The organism is Frankia sp. BMG5.23, assembly GCF_000685765.2.
In the GTDB taxonomy this organism is placed as follows: domain Bacteria; phylum Actinomycetota; class Actinomycetes; order Frankiales; family Frankiaceae; genus Frankia; species Frankia casuarinae.
The window spans coordinates 94,760-120,874 of the sequence record NZ_JDWE01000001.1; the positions used below are offsets into that span (position 1 = coordinate 94,760).

General features: G+C 68.4%; 27 protein-coding genes and 3 tRNA genes. 16 read left to right on the top strand and 14 right to left on the bottom strand.

What is annotated here, in order from left to right; all coding sequences use genetic code 11:
• Nucleotides 1–53 precede the first annotated feature (53 nt).
• From BMG523DRAFT_RS00440 to BMG523DRAFT_RS25095, 9 genes are all read right to left on the bottom strand, one after another.
• Nucleotides 54–260, bottom strand: coding sequence for a hypothetical protein (locus tag BMG523DRAFT_RS00440; protein WP_043590071.1), 207 nt, complete (start codon nucleotides 258–260; stop codon nucleotides 54–56).
• Nucleotides 260–613, bottom strand: a complete 354-nt coding sequence (locus BMG523DRAFT_RS00445) for a hypothetical protein (protein WP_043590072.1) — start codon at nucleotides 611–613, stop codon at nucleotides 260–262. The genes BMG523DRAFT_RS00440 and BMG523DRAFT_RS00445 overlap by 1 nt, the downstream gene beginning before the upstream one ends.
• A gap of 76 nt (nucleotides 614–689) precedes the next feature.
• On the bottom strand, nucleotides 690–1,874 hold the full coding sequence (locus BMG523DRAFT_RS00450) for a hypothetical protein (RefSeq protein ID WP_043590073.1): 1,185 nt from the start codon (nucleotides 1,872–1,874) through the stop codon (nucleotides 690–692).
• Complete coding sequence (locus tag BMG523DRAFT_RS00455) at nucleotides 1,871–2,062, bottom strand: hypothetical protein (protein WP_043590074.1); 192 nt, start codon at nucleotides 2,060–2,062, stop codon at nucleotides 1,871–1,873. The genes BMG523DRAFT_RS00450 and BMG523DRAFT_RS00455 overlap by 4 nt, the downstream gene beginning before the upstream one ends.
• On the bottom strand, nucleotides 2,059–2,499 hold the full coding sequence (locus BMG523DRAFT_RS00460) for a hypothetical protein (RefSeq protein WP_043590075.1): 441 nt from the start codon (nucleotides 2,497–2,499) through the stop codon (nucleotides 2,059–2,061). The genes BMG523DRAFT_RS00455 and BMG523DRAFT_RS00460 overlap by 4 nt, the downstream gene beginning before the upstream one ends.
• On the bottom strand, nucleotides 2,496–3,011 hold the full coding sequence (locus BMG523DRAFT_RS00465) for a hypothetical protein (protein ID WP_043590076.1): 516 nt from the start codon (nucleotides 3,009–3,011) through the stop codon (nucleotides 2,496–2,498). Before BMG523DRAFT_RS00465 ends, BMG523DRAFT_RS00460 begins: the two co-directional genes overlap by 4 nt.
• Before the next feature lie 139 nt (nucleotides 3,012–3,150).
• Nucleotides 3,151–3,351: a DUF6284 family protein gene (locus BMG523DRAFT_RS00470; RefSeq protein ID WP_152987800.1), complete on the bottom strand. Its 201-nt coding sequence runs from the start codon at nucleotides 3,349–3,351 to the stop codon at nucleotides 3,151–3,153.
• Nucleotides 3,352–3,425: 74 nt separating this feature from the next.
• Nucleotides 3,426–3,842, bottom strand: coding sequence for a hypothetical protein (locus BMG523DRAFT_RS00475; RefSeq protein WP_152987801.1), 417 nt, complete (start codon nucleotides 3,840–3,842; stop codon nucleotides 3,426–3,428).
• A 169-nt stretch (nucleotides 3,843–4,011) separates the two neighbouring features.
• Nucleotides 4,012–4,152 (bottom strand): hypothetical protein, encoded by a 141-nt coding sequence (locus BMG523DRAFT_RS25095; protein ID WP_160323692.1) that lies wholly within the window; start codon nucleotides 4,150–4,152, stop codon nucleotides 4,012–4,014.
• A 289-nt stretch (nucleotides 4,153–4,441) separates the two neighbouring features.
• Between BMG523DRAFT_RS25095 and BMG523DRAFT_RS22390 the strand changes: the two genes are divergently transcribed.
• Nucleotides 4,442–5,716 (top strand): XRE family transcriptional regulator, encoded by a 1,275-nt coding sequence (locus tag BMG523DRAFT_RS22390; RefSeq protein ID WP_235462774.1) that lies wholly within the window; start codon nucleotides 4,442–4,444, stop codon nucleotides 5,714–5,716.
• On the opposite strand, the gene BMG523DRAFT_RS22395 is transcribed toward BMG523DRAFT_RS22390, so the two are convergent.
• Nucleotides 5,669–6,055: a GntR family transcriptional regulator gene (locus tag BMG523DRAFT_RS22395; protein ID WP_160323693.1), complete on the bottom strand. Its 387-nt coding sequence runs from the start codon at nucleotides 6,053–6,055 to the stop codon at nucleotides 5,669–5,671. The genes BMG523DRAFT_RS22390 and BMG523DRAFT_RS22395 overlap by 48 nt on opposite strands.
• Nucleotides 6,056–6,440: 385 nt before the next feature.
• Entirely contained in the window at nucleotides 6,441–6,977 is a 537-nt protein-coding gene (pyrE, locus tag BMG523DRAFT_RS00480; protein WP_011435019.1) for an orotate phosphoribosyltransferase, read from the bottom strand.
• A gap of 91 nt (nucleotides 6,978–7,068) precedes the next feature.
• Between pyrE and BMG523DRAFT_RS00485 the strand changes: the two genes are divergently transcribed.
• The gene (locus BMG523DRAFT_RS00485) at nucleotides 7,069–7,521 is read left to right on the top strand and encodes a gamma-glutamylcyclotransferase family protein (RefSeq protein WP_011435020.1); all 453 of its coding nucleotides are present in this window, start codon (nucleotides 7,069–7,071) and stop codon (nucleotides 7,519–7,521) included.
• A 33-nt stretch (nucleotides 7,522–7,554) separates the two neighbouring features.
• Here the strand turns inward: BMG523DRAFT_RS00485 and BMG523DRAFT_RS00490 are convergent, their stop codons facing one another.
• Nucleotides 7,555–8,112, bottom strand: coding sequence for a hypothetical protein (locus BMG523DRAFT_RS00490; protein WP_011435021.1), 558 nt, complete (start codon nucleotides 8,110–8,112; stop codon nucleotides 7,555–7,557).
• Nucleotides 8,113–8,290: 178 nt separating this feature from the next.
• Entirely contained in the window at nucleotides 8,291–9,781 is a 1,491-nt protein-coding gene (locus BMG523DRAFT_RS00495; RefSeq protein WP_011435022.1) for a GH25 family lysozyme, read from the bottom strand.
• Nucleotides 9,782–10,198: 417 nt separating this feature from the next.
• Between BMG523DRAFT_RS00495 and BMG523DRAFT_RS00500 the strand changes: the two genes are divergently transcribed.
• From BMG523DRAFT_RS00500 to BMG523DRAFT_RS00520, 5 genes are all read left to right on the top strand, one after another.
• A tRNA-Thr gene (locus BMG523DRAFT_RS00500) sits at nucleotides 10,199–10,274 on the top strand.
• A gap of 99 nt (nucleotides 10,275–10,373) precedes the next feature.
• Nucleotides 10,374–10,450, top strand: a tRNA-Met gene (locus BMG523DRAFT_RS00505).
• A 127-nt stretch (nucleotides 10,451–10,577) separates the two neighbouring features.
• Nucleotides 10,578–10,709, top strand: a complete 132-nt coding sequence (gene rpmG / locus BMG523DRAFT_RS00510; RefSeq protein WP_070131962.1) for a 50S ribosomal protein L33 — start codon at nucleotides 10,578–10,580, stop codon at nucleotides 10,707–10,709.
• Nucleotides 10,710–10,939: 230 nt separating this feature from the next.
• Nucleotides 10,940–11,401 (top strand): MaoC family dehydratase N-terminal domain-containing protein, encoded by a 462-nt coding sequence (locus BMG523DRAFT_RS00515; RefSeq protein ID WP_011435023.1) that lies wholly within the window; start codon nucleotides 10,940–10,942, stop codon nucleotides 11,399–11,401.
• 109 nt (nucleotides 11,402–11,510) lie between these two features.
• Nucleotides 11,511–11,939 (top strand): MaoC family dehydratase, encoded by a 429-nt coding sequence (locus BMG523DRAFT_RS00520; RefSeq protein ID WP_011435024.1) that lies wholly within the window; start codon nucleotides 11,511–11,513, stop codon nucleotides 11,937–11,939.
• Between the two features lie 44 nt (nucleotides 11,940–11,983).
• Here the strand turns inward: BMG523DRAFT_RS00520 and BMG523DRAFT_RS00525 are convergent, their stop codons facing one another.
• Nucleotides 11,984–13,192, bottom strand: a complete 1,209-nt coding sequence (locus tag BMG523DRAFT_RS00525) for a pyridoxal phosphate-dependent aminotransferase (protein ID WP_011435025.1) — start codon at nucleotides 13,190–13,192, stop codon at nucleotides 11,984–11,986.
• A gap of 311 nt (nucleotides 13,193–13,503) precedes the next feature.
• On the opposite strand from BMG523DRAFT_RS00525, the gene BMG523DRAFT_RS00530 reads away from it, so the two are divergent.
• From BMG523DRAFT_RS00530 to BMG523DRAFT_RS00570, 9 genes are all read left to right on the top strand, one after another.
• A tRNA-Trp gene (locus tag BMG523DRAFT_RS00530) sits at nucleotides 13,504–13,576 on the top strand.
• Between the two features lie 61 nt (nucleotides 13,577–13,637).
• Nucleotides 13,638–13,886 (top strand): preprotein translocase subunit SecE, encoded by a 249-nt coding sequence (gene secE, locus BMG523DRAFT_RS26090; protein ID WP_011435026.1) that lies wholly within the window; start codon nucleotides 13,638–13,640, stop codon nucleotides 13,884–13,886.
• 155 nt (nucleotides 13,887–14,041) lie between these two features.
• Nucleotides 14,042–14,857: a transcription termination/antitermination protein NusG gene (gene nusG, locus BMG523DRAFT_RS00540; RefSeq protein ID WP_035908458.1), complete on the top strand. Its 816-nt coding sequence runs from the start codon at nucleotides 14,042–14,044 to the stop codon at nucleotides 14,855–14,857.
• Between the two features lie 35 nt (nucleotides 14,858–14,892).
• Complete coding sequence (rplK, locus tag BMG523DRAFT_RS00545; RefSeq protein WP_011435028.1) at nucleotides 14,893–15,327, top strand: 50S ribosomal protein L11; 435 nt, start codon at nucleotides 14,893–14,895, stop codon at nucleotides 15,325–15,327.
• 137 nt (nucleotides 15,328–15,464) lie between these two features.
• Complete coding sequence (gene rplA, locus BMG523DRAFT_RS00550) at nucleotides 15,465–16,181, top strand: 50S ribosomal protein L1 (RefSeq protein WP_023839793.1); 717 nt, start codon at nucleotides 15,465–15,467, stop codon at nucleotides 16,179–16,181.
• 386 nt (nucleotides 16,182–16,567) lie between these two features.
• Nucleotides 16,568–17,131, top strand: a complete 564-nt coding sequence (gene rplJ, locus BMG523DRAFT_RS00555) for a 50S ribosomal protein L10 (RefSeq protein ID WP_011435030.1) — start codon at nucleotides 16,568–16,570, stop codon at nucleotides 17,129–17,131.
• A 103-nt stretch (nucleotides 17,132–17,234) separates the two neighbouring features.
• Complete coding sequence (gene rplL / locus BMG523DRAFT_RS00560) at nucleotides 17,235–17,627, top strand: 50S ribosomal protein L7/L12 (protein WP_011435031.1); 393 nt, start codon at nucleotides 17,235–17,237, stop codon at nucleotides 17,625–17,627.
• A gap of 883 nt (nucleotides 17,628–18,510) precedes the next feature.
• Nucleotides 18,511–21,936 (top strand): DNA-directed RNA polymerase subunit beta, encoded by a 3,426-nt coding sequence (gene rpoB / locus BMG523DRAFT_RS00565; RefSeq protein ID WP_011435032.1) that lies wholly within the window; start codon nucleotides 18,511–18,513, stop codon nucleotides 21,934–21,936.
• Between the two features lie 105 nt (nucleotides 21,937–22,041).
• Complete coding sequence (locus tag BMG523DRAFT_RS00570; protein ID WP_011435033.1) at nucleotides 22,042–25,929, top strand: DNA-directed RNA polymerase subunit beta'; 3,888 nt, start codon at nucleotides 22,042–22,044, stop codon at nucleotides 25,927–25,929.
• Nucleotides 25,930–26,115: the final 186 nt, after the last annotated feature.

Sequence of the window (26,115 nt, forward strand, 5' to 3'; positions counted from 1 at the left end):
GCGACGTCTTGGCGGGCTGCGCCGCACCCCGGGCCAGGAGAGTTGGCGACGGGTCAGGCCGGATGGCGATCGGCGTCGGTGGCCAGTCGGACGATGACCTCCAGGTCGGGGCGGGTCCTCGCGTCGGCCAGGCGGGCGTCGAGGTCGGCTTTGCCGTACACGGCGATCCGGGTGCAGGGCTGCCCCCGGTCGAACGGGAACCCCGTGAGCGCGGACCCGTCCTTGGTGCGGACGGTGAGGATGTGCGTCAGGCGGGCCATCACGCGGCCTTCCGCGGCGTGGGCGTGCAGCCGGCCAGGCAGACCGCACCCCTGCTGGTGATCTTCAGTGGTCGGGTGGTCTGGTGGCAGCGGTCGCAGGACAACGCCGCGGCCCGCTTCCCGGGGGGAAGCATGCCGTCGGGTAGGGCGGTGACGGTCGTCCGCCCGCGGCGGGTGGAGACCACCCCCCCGCCGGTGATCCGCATCGACCGGCCGGTGGCCCGGTCGACGAGCCGCTGTCCGGCGCCGACGATGCGGTCCCCGATCGCCCCGGACGGGTTGCAGGCCTGGCACAGGTTCTCGCCGATGAATCCGCTGCCCTGGCAACGCGGGCAGATCTTTATCTTTCCCATGGGGATTCTCCTGTGGGGTGAGGGGAGGACCGGGGTGCGGCGGTGTGCTGGCGGGCTGCGGCGCACCCCGGTGGGGTTAGGACTTCTTGCCGTACAGGTCGGCGTTGACCCGGTCGCGCAACACCCGCGCCCGGTCCTTGCCGATGGGTAGGGCGGCCATGAGGGCGGCGACGGTGACCCGCCGTCCCTGGGTTCGGGCGAGGGTGACGGCGGTGGTGTAGGCCGTGTCGTCGTCGATCCGGACACGGGCTTTCGGGTTGATCGGCCGGCCGGCCCGGGCCGGTGCCGGCCGGCCCGGCGGGGGCGGGTCGAGGACGGCGACACCGCCGGACCCGGTGTCGGACTGGCCGTCGTGGTCGTGCACGTCGGGCTCGTTAGTCCGCTCCTGCCGGTCCTCTCCCTTCAGGTCGGTGCCGGCCGGCCCGGCGGGGGCCGCGTCGGGGGCGTGCTCGATGAGGTCGGCCAGGGCGGTGTCCCATCCGTCGTCCGGGTCGACGGGCAAACCCGGGACGACCGCGGGCATCAGCCGGCGGCGGTGCGGGGTGTACCGGCCCGGCGCGTAGACGAGGGTCGCGCCGCCGTCGGCGGCCAGCTCGACCACCGCCCGGCGGATCGCCAACCGGCGGGCCCGCTCCACCCGCCGGGCGACGAGACGGGCATGCCGGGAGGCGGCCCGTTCCGCCCGGGAACGAGGCGGGGCAGCTACCGCAAGCTGGTGGGCGCCGACCCCGGCGACGGAGACGACGGCCATCACCAGACCGGCGACCGGCCCGCGGCTGGTGGCGCCGTGCGCGAAGTTCAACGCGGCCCCGACCCCGGCGAAGACGACGATGCCGACGGTCAGCCACCGGGTGGGCCGGTCCGGGGTCCGGCGCCGGGAGACCAGCACGGCAAGGGCGAACGCCCACGCCCCCAACTCGGACAGGGCGGGCAGCGCAACACCGGTGACCCCGCCGTACAGCTGGAACCCGTAGTAGGCCATCGCGGGGATCGCCATCCCCGCGCAGACCACTGCCAGCGGGTAGACCAGCAACTCGACGGTGTGTTCGGAAGCCCACCCGGCCAGCTCGGCGCGGCGGGCTTTCCGGATGTTACGGCGCCGGGTACGGGACGTTTCCCGCTCGGCGCGCCGCTTCTCGGCCCGCCCGTCGGCCTCGGCCCGCGCCTTCGACCGGCGTGCGGCGGCGGCGTCCAGGTCGAGACGGGCCTGTTCCCGGTCAGCGGCCCGGTCCGCGCGCCGCTGATCAGACCAGATGCTCATCGCCGGCCACCTCCTTCGGCGCGGGGATTCGTGGTGGGGGTGAGGGCAACGCCGCGGATCAGCCCGCCGGAACGGCGTAGCGCATCGTGATGGCAGTCCGGGCAGACGGTGAGCCGGTCACCGGTCCGGTCGGCGATGACCACAACCGCCGGGGCGGTGCAGCCGTCCACCTCGCATATCCCGGTCATCCGGCCACCACCCGGGCGTAGATCACATACTCCTGTTGGGTGCCGCCCGGCCCGTAGGGCGCGGACCAGCCTTCGGCCATGTCGACCACCCGGCCGGCGGACACCCGCTCTACCCAGGGACGCATCCACCCCTCGACGTCGGCGAGGCGGAGCCGGTCGTGGTCGCCGCCGAACCGGTCGTCGGCCACGTGGGTGGAGGCCCATGTCGCACCCTGGTAGGGGTAGGGGCCGCCGGTCGGCGCGCCGGGGGCATACAGCGTCCACAGGCCATCCCCGCACGGCGGGGTGACCGCCCACACGTCCCCGGAAGGGTCGCGGTGCGCGGGATGCCAGCCGGTCAAGTCGTCGCCGTCCCACGCCACGCGCAGACGGCGGCGTAGCCCGATCACTATGACGACGGCCAAGGCGACCGCGAGCAGGACAAGACCGATCCTCATCGGGCCACCGCCTGTCCGACGACCCCGGCGGCGGCGAGGAGGACCAGGGCTGTTCCGAGGAGACGTAGACCGGTCCGGTTCCAGGCCCATTTGGAGACGACGACATCAGCGATGGCGGTGACCTGACGGTCAGCGGCATCAAGCGCGGTCGGGGTGCGGTCCAAGACGGCGCCCAGCACACCCGCCTCCGCGGCGGCGCGAACATGCCAGCAGTGGTATGCACCGGCCGGGGGTGCGCTGCGGCGGGGGATAGCCGGGCACAGCGCCCGGCCCAACACGGCGATACCGGCGACAGCGGCACCCACCCCAGCCCACCACAGAGCGGCGACGGGCGGCGGCAGGCCGGCCGGGGGCCAGGAGGTGACAACGAAACCCACCCCGGCGGTCGCCCCGGCGAGGATGATCCCGACCTGGCTGTCGCAGCGCGCCGCTTCGGCGCGCATCGAGGCAATCAGATCGGTACGGGTGTGCATCCGGGTCGCGGCCGTGGTGTGGGGTGCCTGGTGGGTCACGAGGGGTCTCCTGTCCGTCTCACGGTCCTGCGGGCGGTGGGCTGGGGGGCCGCGGGGTGGCGCATCCGCCGGGGCCGGCGGTGCGGACGCATCGGCGCGCGGGTCGGGATGTCCTCGGCGAACCGGTCGCGGCGGGCCATCACGCGGCCTCCCGCCAGCCGGTGGGACGGGCGGTGAGGGGCAGAACCCCCGCGGCCGCGGGGGTGTCGGCGGTGAGGATCGCGGCGATCTCGGCGTCGAGGGCGGCGAGGTCGGCGGCGATCGCCGGCCACTCCCGCTCGATCGCGGCGAGCTCGGCGCGGGTGGGATCTCGCCAGGTGTCGGCGGACCGGCGGCTCATCGGATGTCCTTGGAGGTCGCGGGGGGTGGAGCCGGCCAGCGGGGTCACCGCCGACCGGCCTCCATAACGGACGGTCACCTGTCGGCCGATGTGTCGAGGTCGGCACACAGGGCGCGGGCGGCCGCGATGACCTCCGGATCGCCCAGGTAGGTGTAGATCTCCACCCGGACACCCGCGACGGTGACCCCGGTGACCTCCAGGATCAGCCAGTCGGGCCCGTCCACGCTGGCGGTAAGAGTGCCGTCGAGGATCGCGGCGACGGCACGGATCCCGGCCAGCTTGGCGGTGTCCAGGTCCGCCTCCGCAGCGGTGCCGGGGGTGACCTGGACGTGGAGAGACAGCGGAAAGCGCGGGGCGTAGGCCGGGGACACCGTCAGGTAGAGGGCGGCGGCATCCCCGACCCGGGACAGCAACTCGATACCGGCCCGGAGCACGGCGATCTGCCGGCCGACAGCGGCCGACACCCCCGGCGTCGGAAGCAGGGTGGTCATGGCCCTCACCGACCCGACATACGGTCGGCGGTGCTGGTGCTGGTGACCTGCGTGCGCACAGTCCGGGCCGCCGTCGTCCCGGCCCGGCACCCCGGGTGCCCCCGTTCCGCGCTGTAGCTCGCGCTGCACCTGGTGCAGGTACGCCACTCAACCCGAGCGAACCGCGACATCAGCGGCCACCACCCTTCGGCTTGCCGTTGCCATCGACGATCACGACCCACTTCTTCGGCTCCGGGTCGTCCGGCAACGTCGGCCACGGCCGACCGTTGTCATCACCCGGCATCGGCCGGGACAGGGCATGCTTGAACAAGGTCTCCTCCTGCATGAGTGGGACTCAGGACCCCCGCCGCATGTGCTTGGCGGCTGAGCGGCGGGGGTCCGCGTCTGACATGGGCCATACTGCATTGGCATAGGCCGTATGTCAAGCGGCGGCGTGCTCGATCAAGCAGTACGTTGCCGCACCCCGGGCAGGCACAAAAGGTGACGACCTGGTGACAGGTATGGGGGCGACCTTGGGGACAACCCGTGTCCCTCCCGACGCATCGGCCCTCACGACGTCGCACACTGAGAGGGAGGATCCGTTCTGAAGGGGTGGTCTTGTGACCGACGAACCAAGGACTGACGGTCAGCGCCCAGCGTGGGCACGCCGAATCCGGGAAGAGCGAGACGCGCGCGGCTGGTCTCAAGCCGAAGCTGTTCGAGCGCTACGCGGACATGCCGGCAGCGTCGCACTACCCAGCGATAGCAACTTGATTCGAAATTGGAAGCGATGGGAAGCGGGTGATGCGTTTCCCGACGAGTTTTACCGTCCCTTGCTGGCCAAGGCTTTCGGGACCGTCACAGGAGCCCTATTCCACGCGCCAAAGCTACCTTCGCCCGAGAGAGATCTGCTCGTGGCAACAGGAATGGATACTCTTGAAATTGTTTCCCGATTGAGGCTGTCCGATGTTAGTCAAGGAACTCTTGATGCTCTGACGATAACAACCGAGAGGTTGTGTTGCGAATATGCTTCGTCGCCATCCCTCCAACTGCAAACGGAAGGACGTTCCTGGCTGAAGAGAATCATTCGCATATTGGATCAGCGTCTAACTCTTTCCCAGCATCGTGAACTACTCGTGCAGGCGGGATGGATCGCGCTTCTGGTGGGATGTGTTGAATATGATCTAGGAGATAAGAGGGCTGCGGAGGCCACTCGCAGGGCAGCGTTGTCGCTCGGCGACGAAGCGGGTCACGGGGAAATCATTGGGTGGGCCCATGAGATGCAAGCCTGGTACTCGCTTACTCAGGGCGACTACCGTGGGACCATCGTGGCCGGCGAGACCGGGCAGTGCATCGCGCCAAACGCGGGCGTATCGGTACAGCTCGCGGCACAGAGAGCAAAAGCTTGGGCGAGGATCGGTGACCGGCGGCAAGTGGAGGTAGCCCTTGACCAAGGGCGGTCAATGCTTGAAAAGCTGCCTTACCCTGAAAACATTGACAACCATTTCGTGGTCGACCCTACGAAGTTCGATTTCTATGCGATGGACTGCTATCGGATATTGGGCGAAGATAGGCTTGCCGAAAATTACGCCCGTCACGTGATCGAAGCCGGCACGGACTTTAGTGGGCACGAGCGGTCCCCGATGCGTAACGCTGAAGCGCGTATAACACTCGGTGTCGTGGCGGCGCGAGGGGGCGACGTAGATCAAGCTGTAGCTTATGGTCAGCGCGCCTTGGTTGGCGACCGAAAATCACTTCCATCTCTGCTGATGTGCTCTCGAGAGCTGTCGGCAGTTCTGCAGGAGACTCATACCACTCACCCGGATGTAGACAGCTACCTTGATCAGCTACGCAACATCGTTACCACTCCGGCGCAGATGAATAACCAGGATTGAACTATTGGCGGCTACCTTGAGTTGCCGTGCAACATTCTCTGAAGCTGTAACGACTTCAGTGGAAATAACTTCTATCTGATCGTCTAGTGCGATCGCAACCGTCGACTCACCGTCCTCTTCGCCGCGGACGACGGTTCCACCCCGGCCTGCCGTGTAGACGAGGCCCTCGGCTTTGAGAATCGAGATCGCCTTGTCGACTGTGGGCCGGGCGACCTTCCAATGCTGAGCCAGTTCACGGACGGTGGGGAGATGTTCGCCAGGCAGGAGCCGACCGTGCGCGATCTCCGCTCGGTAGTGATTGGCGATCGCTGCGGAGCCACTCCGTTCCAGGTCTGGCACTCGATCCCCCTCCGATGGACAGACGATGGTCACGATCGTAACTGGGTCGGATGCCGGTCTCCTCAGCATGACGTCGACCGACCCCCCAAGCTGGCCCAGAAGATCCCGTCGAGTGATCAACAGGCAGCGGTGTGGACAATACGTGGATCCGATCATGATTGGACACGAAAACGCGACCGTTTTCCCAGCTAGAGGCCATGATCACGATCCGTGAAGGGTGGTCTGTAAAACCGTCGGCTCAGCCTACGATGGTTCGAATCCATCACCTGCCACCATCCCGGAGTTCCCGGGGATCATGCTTCTACACAGGCTCGGATCCACAGGCCCGGAGCATCGCTCCGGGCCTGTGGATGTGCGGCCGCGGATGGTCCTCGTCGCCGGGCGGTCAGGTGTCCGCGGCTGCGGCCTCCAGGTCCGCCCGGGTCAGGACGGGATGCAACGTCAGACCGAGCTCGGCGAGTCTCTCCCGGCCGCCCTCCTGCCGGTCGATCACACAGAGCACGTGTTCCACGACCGCTCCGGCATCCCGCAGTACCCGGGTCGCGTCGAGCACGGCACCACCGGAGGTGACCACGTCCTCGACGAGGGCGACGTGGCGTCCGGTGACGTCGCCGCCCTCCGCGATGCGTCGGGTGCCGTATTCTTTGGCCTTCTTCCGGACGAACCGGGCGGGCAGACCGGTGCGCTGGGAGAGCAGAGTCACGAGGGGCACTCCGCCGAGTTCGAGTCCGGCGAGGATCTCCGCGCCGGGCGGCACCAGTTCGGTGAGCCCGGCCACCACCGCAGCGAGCAGCGCCGGGTCGGCTTCGAAGAGGTACTTGTCGAAGTACTCGGTGCTTGTCCGGCCCGACCGGAGCAGGAATGTCCCGGTCAGCTGGGAAGCAGTCCGAACCTGGGCGGCCAGCGCCGCGTTGTCGTTCACGTCTGCTCACTCTAGGACCGGTTCCCCGCCGGGATGCCGGCCGTGGACGGTCACCCATGGGCCGCCATGGCCGGGGCACTACCGTTGCCTCATGTCATCGGCTGAGGCGGAGCGCGCGGTCCCGCTGTTCGTCTACGGGACGCTGCTGTTCCCCGAGGTCGTGCGGGCGCTCATCGGACGCGTACCCGAGGTGGGGCCCGCCACGGTCACCGGCTGGCGGGCCGCCCGGCTGCGTGGTCGGCTCTATCCGGGCCTCGTGCCCACGGCCGAGGCGGACGGGCCGGATCGGGCCACCGCCGGCCTCGTCCTCCTGGGGCTTGCCGCACGGGAACGGGCGATCCTCGATGCCTTCGAAGGCGAGGCCTACGAGACCCGTCCGCTGCTCCTGACCGACGGGCTACCCGCCATGGCCTACCTTTGGCGTGATCTCGCCGAGGCGATGCCGGAGAACTGGGACGCCCGGGTCTTCGCCGACCGTCATCTCACCGACTACGCCCTGCGGTGCGCCACCTGGCGGGCGGGGCTGGCCGATCCGGCACCCTAACCGCGAGCTGACCGCCTGACCGCGAGCCGCCGTTCAGCCGGTGGTGGGCGGCCGCGGACCCTCTTCGCGCCGGACGCCGCCCCCGGAGGTCACCCGGGTGCCACCGGTCTCGGTGAGGCGACCGACTCCGGCCTCACGCCCGGCGGAGACCCCGGCCTGGTCGCTCGGATACGGCTCCTCGTACCCGGCTCTGGCCCGAGGAGCATCGTAGGTGCACAGTACGTAGATGACGACTACGTCGATCGCGATGATGACGACGGACCAGACCGGGAACGCCGCAAGGAACGCCAGCTGCCCGATGGCGTTGATCGTCGCGATTGCGACCCCTCCCCAGCGGGCGGCCTCGTTACGGGCCGCGATGCCGAAGGCGATCAGTATCTCGACGACGCCGACCACGATCCACAACCAGCCCCAGAAGGTGGTGTCGGCGTAGATCACGCTGGTCCCGCCGTTGAGGTTGTTCACCACGACGGTGTAGTCGCGCAGGGACGCAATGCCGTAGATCAGGTTGTGGAAGCCGACGATGAACATGATGACGGCGGCGAAGGTGAGCCATCCGTTCAGCGGGCGTGCCACCCGTGTTCCTGCCATCTCATCCTCCCCGGTCGTACTCGCGGCGGATCGCTCTGCCCGCATGGTGCGGTCCGTCGTTGTTCGGTAGTCATACGACCACCTCTCCGCCGCGTAGGTGCGATACCCACGGTAGGCCGCCGTCACCCATCGTTGTGTCCGTCGGGCCGGAGGCGGTTCTCTCCGGCCCGGGACACGATCAGGGAGCGGTGCCGGCGCCACCCGCCACACCCACGCCACTCTTGCCGGTGCCGTTCTTGCCGGCCGGCAGTGTCGTGACCGCGTTCGTCGCCGCGCTCCAGCGGAGCTTGCCGAACTGAAAGGTGCTCTCCCGTCCGCCCGGGACCGAGTACTCGTCGGTGATCGGAAGCCCGAGGCTCGACGTCGTGCCACCGAGGCCCAGATAGGTCCGCAGGATGCGGCCGTGGACCTCGTGCGCGCCGATGGCCGGGTGCCAGTAGATCCAGCCACCCTGGAACTTCGCCTGAAGCGTCTCCGGGGCCGTGGCGTACTCGACACCGCTCACCGGCCGGCGCAGGAAGCTGTTCGTTCCGCCCAGCTCCAGGAACTTCGTCGCGATGGATCCGTGCAGGGCCTGTACGCCGGTCGCCACGGACCAGAAGGCCAGGCCGTTGGAGTAACGCTGCCAGCGACCGCCACCGCCGGCGGGCAGTTCGCTGTCGACGGGCGTCCCAACGGCCAGGCGGGTCAGCCCGGCGGTCGCGTACCACTTCTCGATCTCGCTGCGGGTGCCGTCGGCCTGTGCGGCGAGCGCGGTCAGCGTGCAGCACAGCACGTTCAGATCGACATTTCCCATGATCCCCGGGACATTTCCACTCGAGGTGTACTGCCACAGCGCCCACTTGGTCCAGCCGCCGGGCAGCCAGCCCGGGGTCGCCTTGTTGTTGTAGATGGCGAACCAGAACGGATACCGGGCGAAGCTGTGGTTGTCCGCCAGCTTCTTGGTCCAGAACGAGCGGTACGTGTAGAGGATGGGCGCCCGGCCGGTCTCGGTCTCGATCTTCTCGAGGAACGCCCGCGTCCAGGCGGCCAGCGCGGCGGGATCGAGTCCTCCGTCGTCCTCGAGGTCGAGCACGGGGGCCAGCTGCCCGGCGGCGCGGGTCAGCCCGCTCACCGTGATGAAGCGCTGTGCCTGGTCCACCGCGGTCGAGATCGGCCGCGCCGGCCGCGCGTAGTGATAGGCCCCGACCACCAGACCGGCTTTGGCGGCCGCGTCCCGGTCCGCGGCAAAGTACGGATTGGTGTAGTTCGGTCCTTCGGTGGCCTTAATGATCGCAAAGCTCAGGCCGGAGCCGCGCGCTGCGGTCCAGTCGATGGGGCCGCCGCCGGGATGCTGCCAGGAGGCCACGTCGATCCCCCGTGGCCAGGTCGGGGACGGCACCGCGCCCTGGGCGACTCCGGTGGTCGCGGTCAACGCCCCCGCGGTGATGGCCAGCGCCGCGATGCTCGTCACCCGCCGGGGGAGGGGGATTGGCAGCAGGGACGGGCGGGTGTCGACCCGCCGCCGCGTCGACCCCGGAGGAGGGCCGTGGCCTTCTTCATCCGGGTGGCCAGACGTGGGGGTGGTGGTCGGCAGGGTGGTGGTCGTAGGCACGGTGTCGCCGGCGGTGGGACCGGGCCGGACCTCGCGTGTCGTCGGATACCGGCTGGAACGGTGCATAGGACGCATGGGCAACCCTCGATGCTCGGGAGGCGATGCTGGGGAGGCTCGCCAGGCGGTTGGCCACGCCGGCAGCGGCGCACCAACGGGTGCTCCACACGCTAAGCATCGAAGGGATTACTTACAGCTATCAGTGTGAGTGGCGTCCAGGTAGGTCGCTACGGATAGTTGTTCCCGTCGGCAATCTCCGCATGTTTCGATGGAACGGAGTGAGGGTCGGGCGTACTGGCGTGTCATGGGGCGGACCTGGCGGTCAGGGCAGGGGGGTCGTTTCCGGCCGGCGTAGCGCCGACGGGGCCAGCGGGGGCCCTCACGCCGGTCGCCGGGAGGACCGGTCGCCGGGAGGACCGGCGGGTTCGGGGACGAAGTGGGTGAGGGGGTCACCCAACCCCGCCTGTCGTCGTGTAACCTGAGCTCCGCGGCCTCGCCCCTTTAGCTCAGTCGGCAGAGCGTCTCCATGGTAAGGAGAAGGTCTACGGTTCGATTCCGTAAAGGGGCTCCACGTTCCGCCTTCGGGTGGGTTCGTGTCCGGGGGGATGTCCGCCGGTCCTCCCGCGGGGTAAGATGTTGGTCGGGCCGCCGCAAGCAGGTGGACCATCCTAGCGGTGTAGCTCAGTCTGGCAGAGCAAGCGGCTCATAATCGCTGTGTCGCCGGTTCAAGTCCGGCCACCGCTACCAGCAGTGTGCGGCCTACCGCGGAGCCCGTGCGGGATCGCGGTTCGCCGCGCCGCCTGACCTGTTCAGCAACCGACTTAGGAAGAGGCATCACGCCGTGGCCGCCACTGACGTACGCCCGAAGATCACGATGGCGTGTCAGGTGTGTAAGCACCGGAACTACATCACGCGCAAGAACCGTCGCAACGACCCGGACCGCCTCGAACTGAAGAAGTTCTGCCCGAACTGCGGCAAGCACACGGAGCACCGCGAGACGCGCTGACGTTGCTCCGGCGGCTGCCCATCGGCGCGTCCGGGCGCCCGTCCCCACCTGGACGGGCGGGGTCGCTGAATCCTCCGTGCACGTATCTACGTTCCGCACCGGTAGCCGGTCAGGGAAGTCCTTGGCCGGCTTCCTGGCATGCCAGCCAAGATTATCGACCGATGGCGGGCGATGTGGTAACCACGTAGAGACACCCTGGTCATCCCGCTGATGGCGCGATCGGAGTTGCGATGCCGCTCAATCAGGACTTCGTGGGACGAAGCTCGGTTTCCCCCGCCCCGTTCCAGGTCGGGCGCGAGCACATCCGGAGGTTCGCCGAAGCGATCGGGGACGACAACCCGCTGTACCACGATCTGGAGGCCGCGAAGGCCGCTGGTTATCCCGATCTCGTGGCTCCACCCACGTTCCTCATCACAGTGATCCCCGGAACCCTCGGGGTGCCCACCGACGATCCGGAGCTCGGCCTCGACTTCTCTCTGGTCGTCCACGGCGAGGAACGTTTCGTGTTGCTTCGGCCGGTGGTGGCCGGCGACGAGCTGATCTGCACCTCGACCCTGACCGGCATCCGGTCCGTGGGGACCAACGAGGTGCTCGTCGTCAACTACCAGTTCGCCACGATCTACGGAGAGCAGGTCGCCACCGGCGTGTGTGGGCTGGTCTCGCGCGGGACGGCTCCGCCGAGGCGCCAATGACACCTTTGCCGACAGGGTTGTCGGAGTCCCACCGGCCCCGCTCGGCTCCGGCGACCGCGCGTTGCGCACGTTCCGGGCGACCCCGGGCGTCCTCACGATCTGGAGAACGATGACCGCCACGGTGAGCTACGACGACGTCGAGGTCGGCACCGAGCTGCCGGAGCGACTTTTCCCGTTGCGTCGGGATGATCTTGTCCGGTATGCCGGTGCGTCCGGCGACTTCAACCCCATTCACTGGAGCGATCGGGCGGCCGCCGAGGCCGGCCTACCGGGAGTGCTGGCGCACGGCATGCTGACCATGGCGACGGCCGCGCGGTTGGTCACGGACTGGCTCGGGGACCCGGGCGCCGTGGTCGAGTTCGGGGTGAAGTTCTCCTCCCCGGTGATCGTGCCCGACGACGGCGCCGGCGCGACGGTGTCCGTGCGTGGCATGGTCGAGAAGAAGCTCGACGACAACCTGGTGGTGGTGAATCTCACCACCCGATGCGACGGAAAAAAGGTCTTGATGGCGGCCCGGGCGACCGTCCGGCTGCGCTGAGGCCTGCCGCGCGGCAGGTCCGGCCGCTGAGCCGCCCGGCGGCCTCAGGCCGCCTCGGCGAGCAGGGCGGAGAGGCGGCTGACTCCCTTGACGAGATCGTCGTCGCTCAGCGCGTAGGACAGCCGGGCGAAGCCGGGAGTGCCGAAGGCCTCACCCGGCACGATCGCGACCCCAGCCTCCTCGAGGATCAGCTGGCACAGATCCGCGGACGTGGTGGGGATACGGCCGCGCAGGGTGCGCCCGAGCACGTCCCGCACCGACGGATAGCAGTAGAACGCCCCGTCGGGCAGTGGGCAGCGGATCCCGGGCGTCTGCGACAGCAGGCGGTGCATCGTCTGCCGGCGGCGGTCGAAGGCGGTGCGCATCGTGGCGACCGCATCCAGCGGGCCGGCGACCGCGGCAAGCGCGGCGGCCTGGGCGACGTTCGAGACGTTCGACGTCGCGTGGGACTGGAGGTTGGTCGCGGCGGCTACGGCGTCCGCCGGCCCGACCAGCCAACCGACCCGCCATCCCGTCATCGCGTAGGTCTTCGCGACCCCGTTGACGATGATGCAGCGTTCGGCGAGCTCAGGTACCTCGGCGAGAACGGAGGCGAACCTTGTCTCGCCGTAGACCAGATGCTCGTAGATCTCGTCGCTGATGACCCAGATCCCGGCCTGCTCGGCCCACCGTCCGATCGCGCGGACCTCCTCGGGGGTGTGGACGGCGCCGGTCGGGTTCGACGGGGAGTTGAACAGCAGAACCTTGGTCCGCGGGGTGCGTGCCGCCTCCAGTTGTTCCACCGTCACCCGGTACCCGGCTTCCGGACCGGTGACGACGTCGACCGGGACACCCCCGGCCAGCCGGATCGACTCCGGGTAGGTCGTCCAGTACGGGGCGGGCAGGAGCACCTCGTCCCCCGGGTCGAGCAGCGTCGCGAACGCCGCGTAGACAGCCTGCTTGCCGCCGTTGGTCACCAGGACCTGGCTCGGCGAGACGATCACCCCCGAGTCTCGGGCGGTCTTCTCGGCGATGGCCTGCTTCAGCTCCGGCAGGCCCGCGGCCGGGCTGTAGCGGTGCATGCGGGGCTCACGGCATGCCTTCTCGGCGGCGGCGACGATGTGGTCCGGGGTTGGGAAGTCCGGCTCCCCGGCGCCGAACCCGATCACGTCGCGGCCCGCGGCGCGCATCGCCTTGGCGGTGGCGTCGACGGCGAGCGTTGCGGAGGGGGCGATTCCCCCGATGCGGTGCGAGATCCTGCTCATGGCCGCCATGCTGCCACGGCTGTCACACGCGTGTCGGATGCACGTCGGACGTACCGTGGGATCCGTCCGGACCCTCCGGCAACGGTCCTCCGGCCCGTCCGGCCGCATCCATTCGAACCTCCGTGACAGGCTGCCAGCCCCCTCGCCCCCCGCTACCCCCTCGACGCGATCGCCGTACGCGGAGTCCAGGCGGCAAAGGGGTATGCTCGATCCGCTCGGGTACCCATTCCGGTACATCGCCGTGCGGCTGGGCTATGCGCTACGTAGCGCATAGCCGGGGTATGGTGGCGTAGCGGTCGCAAGGATCCGGGTGTGTGTCTAGGGGCGTGGCTCAATTGGTAGAGCACCGGTCTCCAAAACCGGCGGTTGCAGGTTCGAGTCCTGTCGCCCCTGCGCTGTTCGACAGTTGGCTGGTTCGATGACGCTGGTTCGATGACGGAGTGGGTGGAGTTGAGTGGCGACCGATACCCGTGACGCGGCACCGCGCCCCAAGCGGGCTACGCGTGCCGCGGGTCGACGTCGGTATCGGCCACTTGTGTTCATCCGCGAGGTCATGGCGGAGTTGCGGAAGGTCGTCTACCCCGGGCGGAGTGAGCTGATCACCTATGTGCTGGTCGTGCTTGTCTTCGTCAGCGTGATGACGGCGTTCGTGGCTACCCTCGACTTCGGCCTCACGAAGGCGGTCCTCGCGATCTTCGGCTGACGGGTCCCACCGCCGGACAGGCCGGGGCCGAAGCAGGCGGTGGTCGCTGGAGCTGCCCATCGGCGAGCTGGCTGCCCGTCCGGCCCCACGCCCGCGCAGCGCCGCTTCGCGGGTCCACAGCAGCAGAAGTGTTCACGAGAGTAAGGATCGTCCGCGTGTCCCAGTCGCCCGAGCACGCCTCCTCCGAGCAGGGGGAGGCCCTCGCCCGTCTCGATCCCCTCGCGGCGTTCGAGCACGACGAGGTGGCGAGCACGGACGCCGGCGCCGAGCTCGGCGACGTCTACGCCACCGCCGAGGCCGATCCCACCGCCGAGGCCGATCCCACCCCCGAGGGTGCTTTCCCGGTCTCCCCGGCGGTCGGGACGGTGCCGCCGGCCCTGACCGACGACGATGCCGACGACGACGATGCCGACCTGCGGCGGGCGATCGAGGACGCGCCTGGCGAGTGGTACGTCGTGCACTCCTATGCGGGGTACGAGAACAAGGTCAAGACCAATCTCGAGACCCGGATCTCCAGCCTCAACATGGAGGACTACATCTTCCAGATCGAGGTGCCCACCGAGGAGGTCCCGGTGGTCAAGAACGGCAAGCGGCAGCTTGTCCAGCAGAAGAAGTACCCGGGTTACATCTACGTCCGGATGGATCTGACCGATCAGTCGTGGTCGGCGGTCCGTAACACCCCGGGTGTGACCGGGTTCGTCGGGCTCACCAACCGGCCCTCCCCGCTGCGCCGGGAGGAGGTCCTCTCGATCCTCGCCCCGGTTGTGCCGAAGGAGAAGAAGGTCGAGACCGTCCGGGTGCAGGAGTTCGAGGTCGGCGAGTCCGTCACCGTCATGGACGGCCCCTTCGCCACGCTCCCGGCGACCATCAGCGAGATCAACCTCGACGCCCAGCGACTGAAGGTGCTGGTCTCGATCTTCGGTCGGGAGACGCCCGTCGAGCTGCAGTTCAATCAGGTCGCGAAGATCTGATCCGCTCCGTAGAACCCCGGTAGGAAGACGAGCACATGCCTCCCAAGAAGAAGAAGATCACTGCGATCATCAAGCTCCAGATCAACGCCGGCAAGGCCACCCCGGCGCCGCCGGTCGGCCCCGCGCTGGGTCAGCATGGCGTGAACATCATGGAGTTCTGCAAGCAGTACAACGCGGCGACCGAGTCGCAGGCCGGCAACGTCGTGCCGGTCGAGATCACCGTCTACGACGACCGGTCCTTCACCTTCGTCACGAAGACCCCGCCGGCCGCGCGGCTCATCCTCAAGGCCGCGGGCGTGGAGAAGGGCAGTGGCACCCCGCACCGGGACAAGGTTGCCAAGCTCACCACGGCGCAGATCCGCGAGATCGCCCAGACCAAGCTCCCGGACCTCAACGCCACCTCGATCGAGGCCGCCGAGAAGATCATCGCCGGCACCGCTCGATCCATGGGTATCACGGTCGGCGAGTAGTACGCCCTCGCGTTCCCCCCACCACCGGACCGACCAGTGGGAGGGCGGCCGGGCGCAGGTGCCGGGTGGACAGGATGTGTCCACGTCGCCGCGTCCCTTCGACGGCCGTCCGCCATCACCACGAGGAGACAGACAGTATGAAGCGCAGCAAGGCCTACCGTGCCGCGGCCGAGAAGATCAACCCGGAGAACTTCTACAGCCCGCTGGAGGCGGTCCGCCTCGCGCAGCAGACCTCGACGACGAAGTACGACGCGACGGTCGAGGTTGCGATCCGGCTCGGGGTCGACCCTCGCAAGGCCGACCAGATGGTCCGTGGCACGGTCAACCTGCCGCACGGCACCGGGAAGTCCCCCCGCGTCGCTGTCTTCGCAGCCGGGGAGAAGGCCGCTGAGGCGAGCGCGGCCGGGGCCGACATCGTCGGTAGCGATGACCTGGTCGCCCGGATCCAGGAGGGCTTCCTGGAGTTCGACGCGACCGTCGCGACGCCCGATCAGATGGCGAAGGTTGGTCGGATCGCTCGGGTCCTGGGCCCCCGCGGCCTGATGCCGAACCCTAAGACCGGCACCGTGACGCTGGACATCGGCAAGGCCGTCTCCGACATCAAGGGCGGAAAGATCAACTTTCGGGTGGACAAGCAGGGTAACCTGCACATCGTCATCGGGAAGACGAACTTCACCGACACCCAGCTGATCGAGAACTACACGGTTGCCCTGGATGAGATCGTCCGGGTGAAGCCGTCCGCGGCCAAGGGCCGGTATCTGAAGAAGATCACCTTCACGACCACCATGGGCCCGGGTATCCCGGTCGACCCGAACCGCACCCGCAACCTTCTCGACGAGGGTGCCGCCGCCTGATCCGAGCCGTCCGGCGGCTCTCGCTCGTCCGGAGGCATCGCCGCACGAAGCCATGCGTGCGGCCGCCGGGCGAGCGAACAGGGGCGAGAACAGCGACGAACAGTCGCGTACACTGATATCCAGTTCCACACCGAAGACCGCTGGTTGCCGTCTCCGTTCCCGTCGAGGGCCACTCCTCGTCCGGTTCGACCGACGGCCGAAGGCCCCGGGTTCCCCGGGCGGCCCGCGCAGGTGACGGACGGGAAGTTCCGTGACGGATGCACGCAGCCGGGTGACACACCCGGTAGCGCCACCGCCGCCCTTCACGCCCCGTGCGCCTGCGCCGGGGCGTTCGTCATGTTCCAGGGGCGTTTCCGTATGACCAGCCGACACCCCGAAGGAGCCCCATGGCGAAAGCTGAGAAGACCGCCGCGGTGGCGGAGATCGTCGAGGAGTTCCGTGGCTCGACCGCTGCGGTGCTCACGGAGTACCGCGGTTTGACGGTGAGCCAGCTCACCGAGCTGCGGCGTGCCCTCGGCGAGGGCACGCGCTACTCCGTGGTCAAGAACACCCTGACCAAGATTGCGGCGGAGCAGGCCGGGGTCACCGGACTCGACGACCTGTTCGTCGGGCCGACCGCCGTCGCCTTCGTCAGCGGCGACCCGGTCGAGGCGGCCAAGGGCCTGCGCGACTTCGCTCGGGCGAACCCGGCACTGGTGCTCAAGGGCGGCTTCGTCGAGGGCAAGCCGATGACCGCCGACGAGATTCGCAAGCTTGCGGATCTTGAGTCCCGCGAGGTCCTGCTGGCGAAGCTGGCCGGGGCGATGAAGGGCACGCTGGCCGGGGCCGTCGGGCTCTTCGCCGCTCCGCTGTCCCAGGTGGCCCGGCTCGCCGAGGCGCTGCGCGAGCAGCGCGAAGGCCAGTCCGCCGGCGTCGCCGAGCAGCCGGCCGCCGAGGCTGCCGCCGAATAGCCGAGCGGCGCCACCATGGTGCCGCTCCGAGATCACAATCAGGTCGCTCGCAGTCACGAGCAGGCCACCCCGAATCAGGCATGACGAGGAAGGAACCGCCACCATGGCGAAGCTGTCGACCGAAGAGCTGCTGGACGCCTTCAAGGAACTGACCCTGCTGGAGCTCTCGGAGTTCGTGAAGCAGTTCGAGGAGACCTTCGGTGTCACCGCCGCGGCTCCGGTCGCCGTGGCCGCCGCTCCGGCCGCCGGTGGTGCGGGCGGCGAGGCGCCGGCCGCCGAGGAGCAGGACGAGTTCGACGTCATCCTTGAATCCGTCGGTGACAAGAAGATCCAGGTCATCAAGGAGGTCCGCGCGCTGACCAGCCTCGGGCTGAAGGAGGCCAAGGACCTCGTCGACGGGGCTCCGAAGCCAGTCCTGGAGAAGGTCGCCAAGGAGGCGGCGGACAAGGCGAAGGCGGCCCTCGAGGGCGCCGGCGCCACGGTCACCGTCAAGTAAGTACCGGCAGTCCGAGCAGTACTGGCAGCACCCCGCTGCCCTGGACGCCCCGTCCGGCGATGCCCGTCGCCGGACGGGGCGTCCCTTGCGGCCACCCGGCGTGGCCGTGGCGGACACCCCCGTGCCGGGGCACCCCTCTGCGGTGCCCCGGCACGTGCTGTCTGGAAGGCCCGAAAGGTCCACCGCAGGCGGCCCGATGCACAGATGGGCAGGTCGGGTCCGTTCGTGACGTTTTCCGAAGGGGGTTGACGGCCTCTGTGGATCGGAGTTCCATCAAGTTTGCGAACCCTCGTCGGGAGCGGATGCGGTGCGCTACGTCCTCCCTGCGTGGTCCCATCACGCAGGTCCTTGCCAGCGGTGTGCCCTTCGGCTACACTGCTAGTTTGCGCTGCCCTTCTCGTTGTATCGGCCTCGTCGACGTCGTGCCGTTGGTGATGGTCGGCCCTGTTCGGGGGCTGGTATGCACCGCGAGGCGGTTCCGGTTACGTGGTCCGGAGCGGTACTCGCGGTCAGTCCGGGACGATGTGGGGGCGCGCTGGTCGTGCCGGAGTGTGGCACGGCTGTACGGCTGCCACACCGAGGACCCTGAGCGAGACCCTTGCCCATACACCGATCCGTTGTTCTCAGCGGACACTCGTGTCGCCGCGCGCACATGCCGTGGCGAGGCTTCCGCGTGCCCGTTGTCGGCTTGTCGGCCGCACATCCGCTACGCAGGACTCCCGGGGGTCGGCCTCCACGTCCCGCGGCCATCATCTCACCGGTGGGGCACCCCCCGCCGCCGTTCCTGACAACCGTAGCGAGACACTGATCACCTGACCATTCCCCGACGGATACTTGACGTCCGCGACGCCAGCCCGACGATCAGGCCACCGGAAGGACCACCTTGGCCGCCTCGCGCTCTTCCTCCCGCATCTCGTTCGCTAAGATCATCGAGCCCCTCGAGGTCCCGGATCTCCTTGCTCTTCAGACGCAGTCCTTCGATTGGCTGATCGGTAGTGACGCCTGGGCGGAGCGGGTGCAGGAGGCCATCGATTCCGGCCGTGACGACGTTCCGATCACCTCGGGTCTCGAGGAGGTCTTCAAGGAGATCTCCCCGATCGAGGACTTCTCCGGCTCGATGTCACTGTCCTTTCGGGACCACCGGTTCGAACCGCCCAAGTACTCCGTGGAGGAGTGCAAGGACAAGGACATGACCTTCTCGGCCCCGCTGTTCGTCACGGCCGAGTTCACCAACAACAACACCGGCGAGATCAAGAGCCAGACGGTGTTCATGGGTGACTTCCCGCTCATGACCCCGAAGGGCACCTTCGTCATCAACGGCACTGAGCGCGTGGTGGTCAGTCAGCTCGTGCGCTCTCCGGGGGTCTACTTCGAGCGCAGCCTCGACAAGGCTTCCGACAAGGACCTGTACTCCTGCAAGGTGATCCCCTCCCGGGGAGCCTGGCTGGAGTTCGAGATCGACAAGCGCGACACCGTGGGCGTGCGGATCGACCGCAAGCGCCGTCAGTCCGTCACGGTGCTGCTCAAGGCGCTCGGCTGGGACGAGGCCCGCATCCTCGAGCGGTTCGGTGACTTCCCGTCGATGCGGATCACCCTGGAGAAGGACCACACCGCCGGCCAGGACGATGCGCTGCTCGACATCTACCGCAAGCTGCGCCCGGGTGAGCCGCCGACACGGGAGTCGGCGCAGACCCTGCTGGAGAACCTCTTCTTCAACCCGAAGCGTTACGACCTCGCCAAGGTCGGTCGCTACAAGGTCAACAAGAAGCTTTCCCTGGGTGTTGCCCACGACGTCGGTGTCCTCACCGAGAACGACATCGTGCGCACGATCGAGTACGTCGTCAAGCTGCACGCGGGTGCCGACCCGGCCGAGTACGAGGTCGACGACATCGACCACTTCGGCAACCGGCGCATACGCACCGTCGGCGAGCTTATCCAGAACCAGGTCCGCCTCGGCCTGGCCCGGATGGAGCGTGTCGTCCGCGAGCGGATGACGACCCAGGACGTCGAGGCGATCACCCCGCAGACCCTGATCAACATCCGGCCGGTCGTCGCCTCCATCAAGGAGTTCTTCGGCACCAGCCAGCTCTCGCAGTTCATGGACCAGACCAACCCGCTCGCCGGTCTGACCCACAAGCGCCGCCTGAACGCGCTCGGCCCCGGTGGTCTGTCCCGGGAGCGGGCCGGCTTCGAGGTCCGTGACGTGCACCCCAGCCACTACGGCCGGATGTGCCCGATCGAGACGCCGGAAGGCCCGAACATCGGCCTGATCGGCTCGCTGTCGACGTTCGCGCGGGTCAACCCGTTCGGCTTCATCGAGACCCCGTACCGCAAGGTGGAGAACGGCCGGGTCACCGGCCAGATCGACTGGCTGACCGCGGACGAGGAGGACCGGCACGTCAAGGCGCAGGCGAACACCCCGCTGCGGCCCGACGGCTCGTTCGCGGAGGACCGTGTCCTGGTCCGCCGCAAGGGCGGTGAGGTCGAGTTCATCCCGCCGGACGAGGTCGACTACATGGACGTCTCGCCGCGGCAGATGGTGTCCGTGGCGACCGCGATGATCCCGTTCCTCGAGCATGACGACGCCAACCGCGCGCTGATGGGCTCCAACATGCAGCGCCAGTCGGTGCCGCTGCTGCGCTCCGAGGCGCCGCTGGTCGGCACCGGGATGGAGGCCCGCGCGGCCAAGGATGCCGGCGACGTGGTCGTCTGCGCCCAGGCGGGGGTGGTCGAGGATCTCTCGGCCGACTACATCACCGTCATGCACGACGACGGCACCCGGCGCACCTACCGGCTGGCGAAGTTTCGCCGGTCGAACCAGGGCACCTGCATCAACCAGAAGCCGATCGTGAACGAGGGCGACCGGGTCGGGGCCGGCCAGGTCATCGCGGACGGCCCGTGCACCGACAACGGTGAGATGGCGCTCGGCAAGAACCTGCTGGTCGCCTTCATGCCGTGGGAGGGGCACAACTACGAGGATGCGATCATCCTGTCCCAGCGTCTCGTCCAGGACGACGTGCTGTCCTCGATCCACATCGAGGAGCACGAGGTCGACGCCCGCGACACCAAGCTCGGCCCGGAGGAGATCACCCGGGACATCCCGAACGTCGCCGAGGAGGTTCTCGCCGACCTCGACGAGCGGGGGATCATCCGGATCGGCGCCGAGGTCTCGCCCGGCGACGTCCTGGTCGGCAAGGTCACGCCCAAGGGCGAGACCGAGCTGACCCCCGAGGAGCGCCTGTTGCGCGCGATCTTCGGGGAGAAGGCCCGGGAGGTCCGTGACACCTCGCTGAAGGTGCCGCACGGTGAGTCCGGCAAGGTCATCGGCGTGCGGGTGTTCTCCCGCGAGGACGGCGACGAGCTCCCGCCCGGGGTCAACGAGCTGGTCCGGGTCTACGTCGCCCAGAAGCGAAAGATCACCGACGGGGACAAGCTTGCCGGCCGGCACGGCAACAAGGGTGTCATCGCGAAGATCCTCCCGGCCGAGGACATGCCCTTCCTCGAGGACGGGACCCCGGTCGACGTCGTGCTCAACCCGCATGGTGTGCCTCGGCGGATGAACATCGGCCAGATCCTGGAGACCCACCTCGGGTGGGTGGCCAAGACCGGCTGGCAGGTCGACTCCGGCACCGAGGACTGGAAGGAGCGGCTGCGTGGCATCGGCGCGGACGCCGCCTCGGCCGGCACCAATGTGGCGACCCCCGTCTTCGACGGTGCCCGCGAGGAGGAGATCACCGGTCTGCTCGACTCCACCCTGCCCAACCGCGACGGCATCCAGCTGATCGGCTCCTCCGGCAAGGCCAAGCTGTTCGACGGCCGGACCGGTGAGCCGTACCCCTACCCGGTGGCGGTCGGCTACATCTACATCCTCAAGTTGCTGCACCTGGTCGACGACAAGATCCACGCTCGGTCGACCGGTCCCTACTCAATGATCACCCAGCAGCCCCTGGGTGGTAAGGCGCAGTTCGGTGGCCAGCGGTTCGGCGAGATGGAGGTGTGGGCGCTGGAGGCCTACGGCGCCGCCTACGCCCTGCAGGAACTACTGACCATCAAGTCCGACGACGTCGTGGGCCGGGTCAAGGTCTACGAGGCGATCGTCAAGGGCGAGAACATTCCGGAGCCCGGTATCCCGGAGTCGTTCAAGGTGCTCATCAAGGAGATGCAGTCGCTGTGCCTCAACGTCGAGGTGCTCTCCAGCGATGGCGTGCAGATCGAGATGCGTGACACCGACGAGGACGTCTTCCGTGCGGCGGAGGAACTCGGGATCGACCTGTCCCGGCGTGAGCCGAGCAGCGTCGAGGAGGTCTGACGGACGCCGGGGGTCCGACGCACCCGCCCTGATGGGCGGCGAGGCCCCCGGCGGCTCCATCCGACTCCAGCGTCCCGACCGAGAAAGAGAGAGCAGGCGACAGTCTTGCTGGACGTCAACTTCTTCGACGAACTGCGCATCGGTCTCGCCACCGCGGATGACATCCGCCAGTGGTCGCACGGTGAGGTCAAGAAGCCCGAGACGATCAACTACCGCACCCTGAAGCCGGAGAAGGACGGGCTCTTCTGCGAGAAGATCTTCGGTCCGACCCGGGACTGGGAGTGCTACTGCGGCAAGTACAAGCGGGTCCGGTTCAAGGGCATCATCTGTGAGCGCTGCGGCGTCGAGGTGACCCGGGCCAAGGTCCGCCGTGAGCGCATGGGCCACATCGAGCTGGCTGCGCCGGTCACCCACATCTGGTACTTCAAGGGTGTCCCGAGCCGCCTCGGCTACCTGCTGGACCTCGCGCCGAAGGACCTCGAGAAGGTCATCTACTTCGCCGCGTACATGATCACAAAGGTGGACACGGACGCCCGCCACCGCGATCTGCCGACCCTCGAGGCCCGCATCGGCGTCGAGAAGCAGCAGCTCGAGGACAAGAAGAACGCCGACGTGGAAGTCCGGCAGAAGCGGCTCGAGGCCGACCTCGCACAGCTCGAGGCCGAGGGCGCCAAGGGTGACGCGCGACGCAAGGTCCGCGAGTCGGCCGAGCGCGAGATGCGCCAGCTCCGGGACCGGGTGCAGCGTAAGATCGACGATCTCGACCGCGTCTTCGACCGGTTCAAGAACATGAAGGTCCAGGACCTGGAGCCGGACGAGCTGCTTTATCGCGAGCTGCGCGACCGCTTCGGTGCGTACTTCGACGGCGGTATGGGCGCCGAGGCGCTGCAGCGGCGGCTGGCCGACTTCGACCTGGCCGCCGAGGCCGAGTCGCTGCGCGAGACCATCCGCAGCGGCAAGGGGCAGAAGAAGGCCCGCGCGCTCAAGCGGCTCAAGGTCGTCTCCGCGTTCCTGAACACCCGCAACTCCCCGATGGGGATGGTGCTCGACTGCGTCCCGGTGATCCCACCCGATCTGCGCCCGATGGTGCAGCTCGATGGTGGCCGGTTCGCCACCTCGGACCTCAACGACCTGTACCGCCGGGTGATCAACCGGAACAACCGGTTGAAGCGGCTGCTCGACCTCGGCGCGCCCGAGATCATCGTCAACAACGAGAAGCGGATGCTGCAGGAGGCCGTCGACGCGCTGTTCGACAACGGCCGCCGCGGCCGGCCGGTCACCGGCCCGGGTAACCGCCCGCTGAAGTCGCTGTCCGACATGCTCAAGGGCAAGCAGGGCCGGTTCCGCCAGAACCTGCTGGGCAAGCGGGTCGACTACTCCGGCCGTTCGGTCATCGTCGTCGGTCCGCAGCTCAAGCTGCACCAGTGCGGTCTGCCCAAGCAGATGGCGCTGGAGCTGTTCAAGCCGTTCGTGATGAAGCGCCTGGTGGACCTCAACCACGCGCAGAACATCAAGTCGGCGAAGCGGATGGTCGAGCGGGCCCGCCCGGTCGTGTGGGACGTGCTCGAGGAGGTCATCACCGAGCACCCCGTGCTGCTCAACCGGGCGCCGACCCTGCACCGCCTCGGCATCCAGGCCTTCGAACCGCAGCTCGTCGAGGGCAAGGCCATCCAGATCCACCCGCTGGTCTGCACGGCGTTCAACGCCGACTTCGACGGTGACCAGATGGCGGTGCACCTGCCGCTGTCCGCCGAGGCGCAGGCCGAGGCGCGGATCCTGATGCTGTCGAGCAACAACATTCTCTCGCCCGCATCGGGCCGGCCGCTGGCGATGCCGAGCCTCGACATGGTGACCGGGGTGTTCCACCTGTCCCGCCTGGCCGAGGGGGCGCTCGGCGAGGGGCGGTCGTTCTCCAGCGTCGCCGAGGCGCAGATGGCCTTCGACGCCCGGGAGGTCGCCCTTCAGGCGAAGATCAGGGTGCGGTTGCGGGACACCACCCCGCCGTCGGACTGGGTCCCGCCCGCCGACTGGGTCACCGGGGACGTGTTCACCCTGGAGACCACGTTCGGTCGTTGCCTGCTCAACGAGGCGCTGCCGGAGGGCTACCCCTTCATCAACGCCCAGCTGAACAAGAAGGCCCAGGCCGCGATCGTCAACGACCTGGCCGAGCGGTACCCGAAGATCCAGGTAGCGGCGACCCTGGACGCCCTGAAGAGCGCCGGTTTCTACTGGGCCACCCGGTCCGGGGTCACCGTCGCGATCGAGGACGTCGTCGCGCCGCCGAACAAGGCCGAGATCCTCGACGACTACGAGCAGCGTGCCGACCGGGTCCAGAAGCAGTTCGACCGCGGCTTCCTGTCCGACGAGGAGCGCCGCAGCGAGCTGGTCCAGATCTGGACCGAGGCGACCAACAAGATCGCCGAGGCGATGGAGGAGAACTTCCCGGAGACCAACCCGGTCTACGTGCTGGTCAACTCCGGAGCCGCTGGAAACATGATGCAGATCCGGCAGCTCGCCGGCATGCGTGGTCTGGTCTCCAACCCGAAAGGTGAGATCATCCCGCGGCCGATCAAGGCGAACTTCCGCGAGGGCCTGACCGTGCTGGAGTACTTCATCTCCACCCACGGTGCCCGTAAGGGACTCGCCGACACCGCCCTGCGCACCGCGGACTCGGGGTACCTGACCCGGCGGCTCGTCGACGTCAGCCAGGATGTCATCGTCCGCGAGGAGGACTGCGGCACCGAGCGCGGCATCCTCACTCGGATCGCCCGCAAGGGCGCCGACGGGGTGCTGGTCCGGGACCGGTATGCCGAGACCTCGGCGTACGCGCGGACGCTGGCCTCCGACGCGATCGACGCGAACGGCGAGGTCATCGTGCCCGCCGGCACCGACGCCGGGGACGTCGCGATCAGCCAGATCATCGAGGCCGGCATCGAGCAGGTGCGGGTCCGCTCGGCGCTGACCTGCGAGTCCCGGATGGGGGTGTGCGCCCAGTGCTACGGGCGCTCGCTCGCCACCGGCAAGCTGGTTGACGTCGGTGAGGCCGTCGGCATCGTCGCCGCGCAGTCCATCGGTGAGCCCGGCACCCAGCTGACGATGCGTACCTTCCACAGCGGTGGCGTCGCCGGCGACGACATCACCCAGGGTCTGCCGCGTGTCGTCGAGCTGTTCGAGGCGCGCAGCCCGAAGGGCAAGGCCCCCATCACCGAGGTCTCCGGCCGGGTGAAGATCGAGGAGACCGAGAAGACCTTCAAGGTCGTGGTGGTGCCGGACGACGGCAGCGACGAGATCGCCTACCCGGTCTCGCGGCGTTCGCGCCTGCGGGTCCGCGAGGGCGACCACATCGAGGTCGGCAGCCAGATTGTCGACGGTGCCGTCGACCCGCACGAGGTGTTGCGCATCCTCGGGCCGCGCCAGGTCCAGCTCCACCTGGTGGACCAGGTCCAGGAGGTCTACCGGTCGCAGGGTGTGTCGATCCACGACAAGCACATCGAAATCATCATCCGCCAGATGCTCAAGCGGGTGAACGTTCTCGAGTCGGGCGACACCACCCTGCTGCCCGGTGAGCTCTGCGAGCGGGCCCGGTTCGAGGCGGAGAACCGTCGGGTGGTGGAAACCGGTGGCCAGCCGGCCTCGGCCCGCCCGGTCCTCATGGGAATCACCAAGGCGTCGCTGGCGACCGAGTCGTGGCTGTCGGCGGCCTCCTTCCAGGAGACGACTCGGGTGCTCACCGACGCGGCGATCAACGCCCGGTCGGACTCGCTCGTCGGCCTGAAGGAGAACGTCATCATCGGAAAGCTCATCCCGGCCGGCACCGGGATCTCCCGGTACCGCAACATCCGGGTCGAGCCGACCGAGGAGGCACGTGCGGCGATGTACTCCGTCGGTGCCTACGAGGACGGCGGCGTCGAGTACGGTGCGTTCGGCACGGGCTCCGGCCAGGCGGTCCCGCTGGACGAGTTCGACTACCGCAGCTCGGGAGACTTCCGCTGAGCAGGCCGCGCGTAAGCAGGTCGCGAGGCTGACCGAGCGGAGCTGACCAGAGCCCGACCGAAGCCCGATCGATCAGGACCGGCCCGGCGCCCTCACCAGGGTGCCGGGCCGGTTGCGCGTCCAGGTCCGAAGCCCGCTGGTGGGACAGCGCGCAGAGGCGAAAATCGGCAGGACAGGGGCAGGTAC

Bases quoted from the DNA above. Each gene is read 5' to 3' on its own strand.
- BMG523DRAFT_RS00440 (WP_043590071.1), bottom strand. From the start codon at position 260: ATGGCCCGCCTGACGCACATCCTCACCGTCCGCACCAAGGACGGGTCC.
- BMG523DRAFT_RS00445 (WP_043590072.1), bottom strand. From the start codon at position 613: ATGGGAAAGATAAAGATCTGCCCGCGTTGCCAGGGCAGCGGATTCATC.
- BMG523DRAFT_RS00450 (WP_043590073.1), bottom strand. From the start codon at position 1,874: ATGAGCATCTGGTCTGATCAGCGGCGCGCGGACCGGGCCGCTGACCGG.
- BMG523DRAFT_RS00455 (WP_043590074.1), bottom strand. From the start codon at position 2,062: ATGACCGGGATATGCGAGGTGGACGGCTGCACCGCCCCGGCGGTTGTG.
- BMG523DRAFT_RS00460 (WP_043590075.1), bottom strand. From the start codon at position 2,499: ATGAGGATCGGTCTTGTCCTGCTCGCGGTCGCCTTGGCCGTCGTCATA.
- BMG523DRAFT_RS00470 (WP_152987800.1), bottom strand. From the start codon at position 3,351: ATGAGCCGCCGGTCCGCCGACACCTGGCGAGATCCCACCCGCGCCGAG.
- BMG523DRAFT_RS00475 (WP_152987801.1), bottom strand. From the start codon at position 3,842: ATGACCACCCTGCTTCCGACGCCGGGGGTGTCGGCCGCTGTCGGCCGG.
- BMG523DRAFT_RS00485 (WP_011435020.1), top strand. From the start codon at position 7,069: ATGTCATCGGCTGAGGCGGAGCGCGCGGTCCCGCTGTTCGTCTACGGG.
- BMG523DRAFT_RS00490 (WP_011435021.1), bottom strand. From the start codon at position 8,112: ATGGCAGGAACACGGGTGGCACGCCCGCTGAACGGATGGCTCACCTTC.
- BMG523DRAFT_RS00495 (WP_011435022.1), bottom strand. From the start codon at position 9,781: ATGCGTCCTATGCACCGTTCCAGCCGGTATCCGACGACACGCGAGGTC.
- rpmG (WP_070131962.1), top strand. From the start codon at position 10,578: ATGGCGTGTCAGGTGTGTAAGCACCGGAACTACATCACGCGCAAGAAC.
- BMG523DRAFT_RS00515 (WP_011435023.1), top strand. From the start codon at position 10,940: ATGCCGCTCAATCAGGACTTCGTGGGACGAAGCTCGGTTTCCCCCGCC.
- BMG523DRAFT_RS00520 (WP_011435024.1), top strand. From the start codon at position 11,511: ATGACCGCCACGGTGAGCTACGACGACGTCGAGGTCGGCACCGAGCTG.
- BMG523DRAFT_RS00525 (WP_011435025.1), bottom strand. From the start codon at position 13,192: ATGGCGGCCATGAGCAGGATCTCGCACCGCATCGGGGGAATCGCCCCC.
- rplK (WP_011435028.1), top strand. From the start codon at position 14,893: ATGCCTCCCAAGAAGAAGAAGATCACTGCGATCATCAAGCTCCAGATC.
- rplA (WP_023839793.1), top strand. From the start codon at position 15,465: ATGAAGCGCAGCAAGGCCTACCGTGCCGCGGCCGAGAAGATCAACCCG.
- rplJ (WP_011435030.1), top strand. From the start codon at position 16,568: ATGGCGAAAGCTGAGAAGACCGCCGCGGTGGCGGAGATCGTCGAGGAG.
- rplL (WP_011435031.1), top strand. From the start codon at position 17,235: ATGGCGAAGCTGTCGACCGAAGAGCTGCTGGACGCCTTCAAGGAACTG.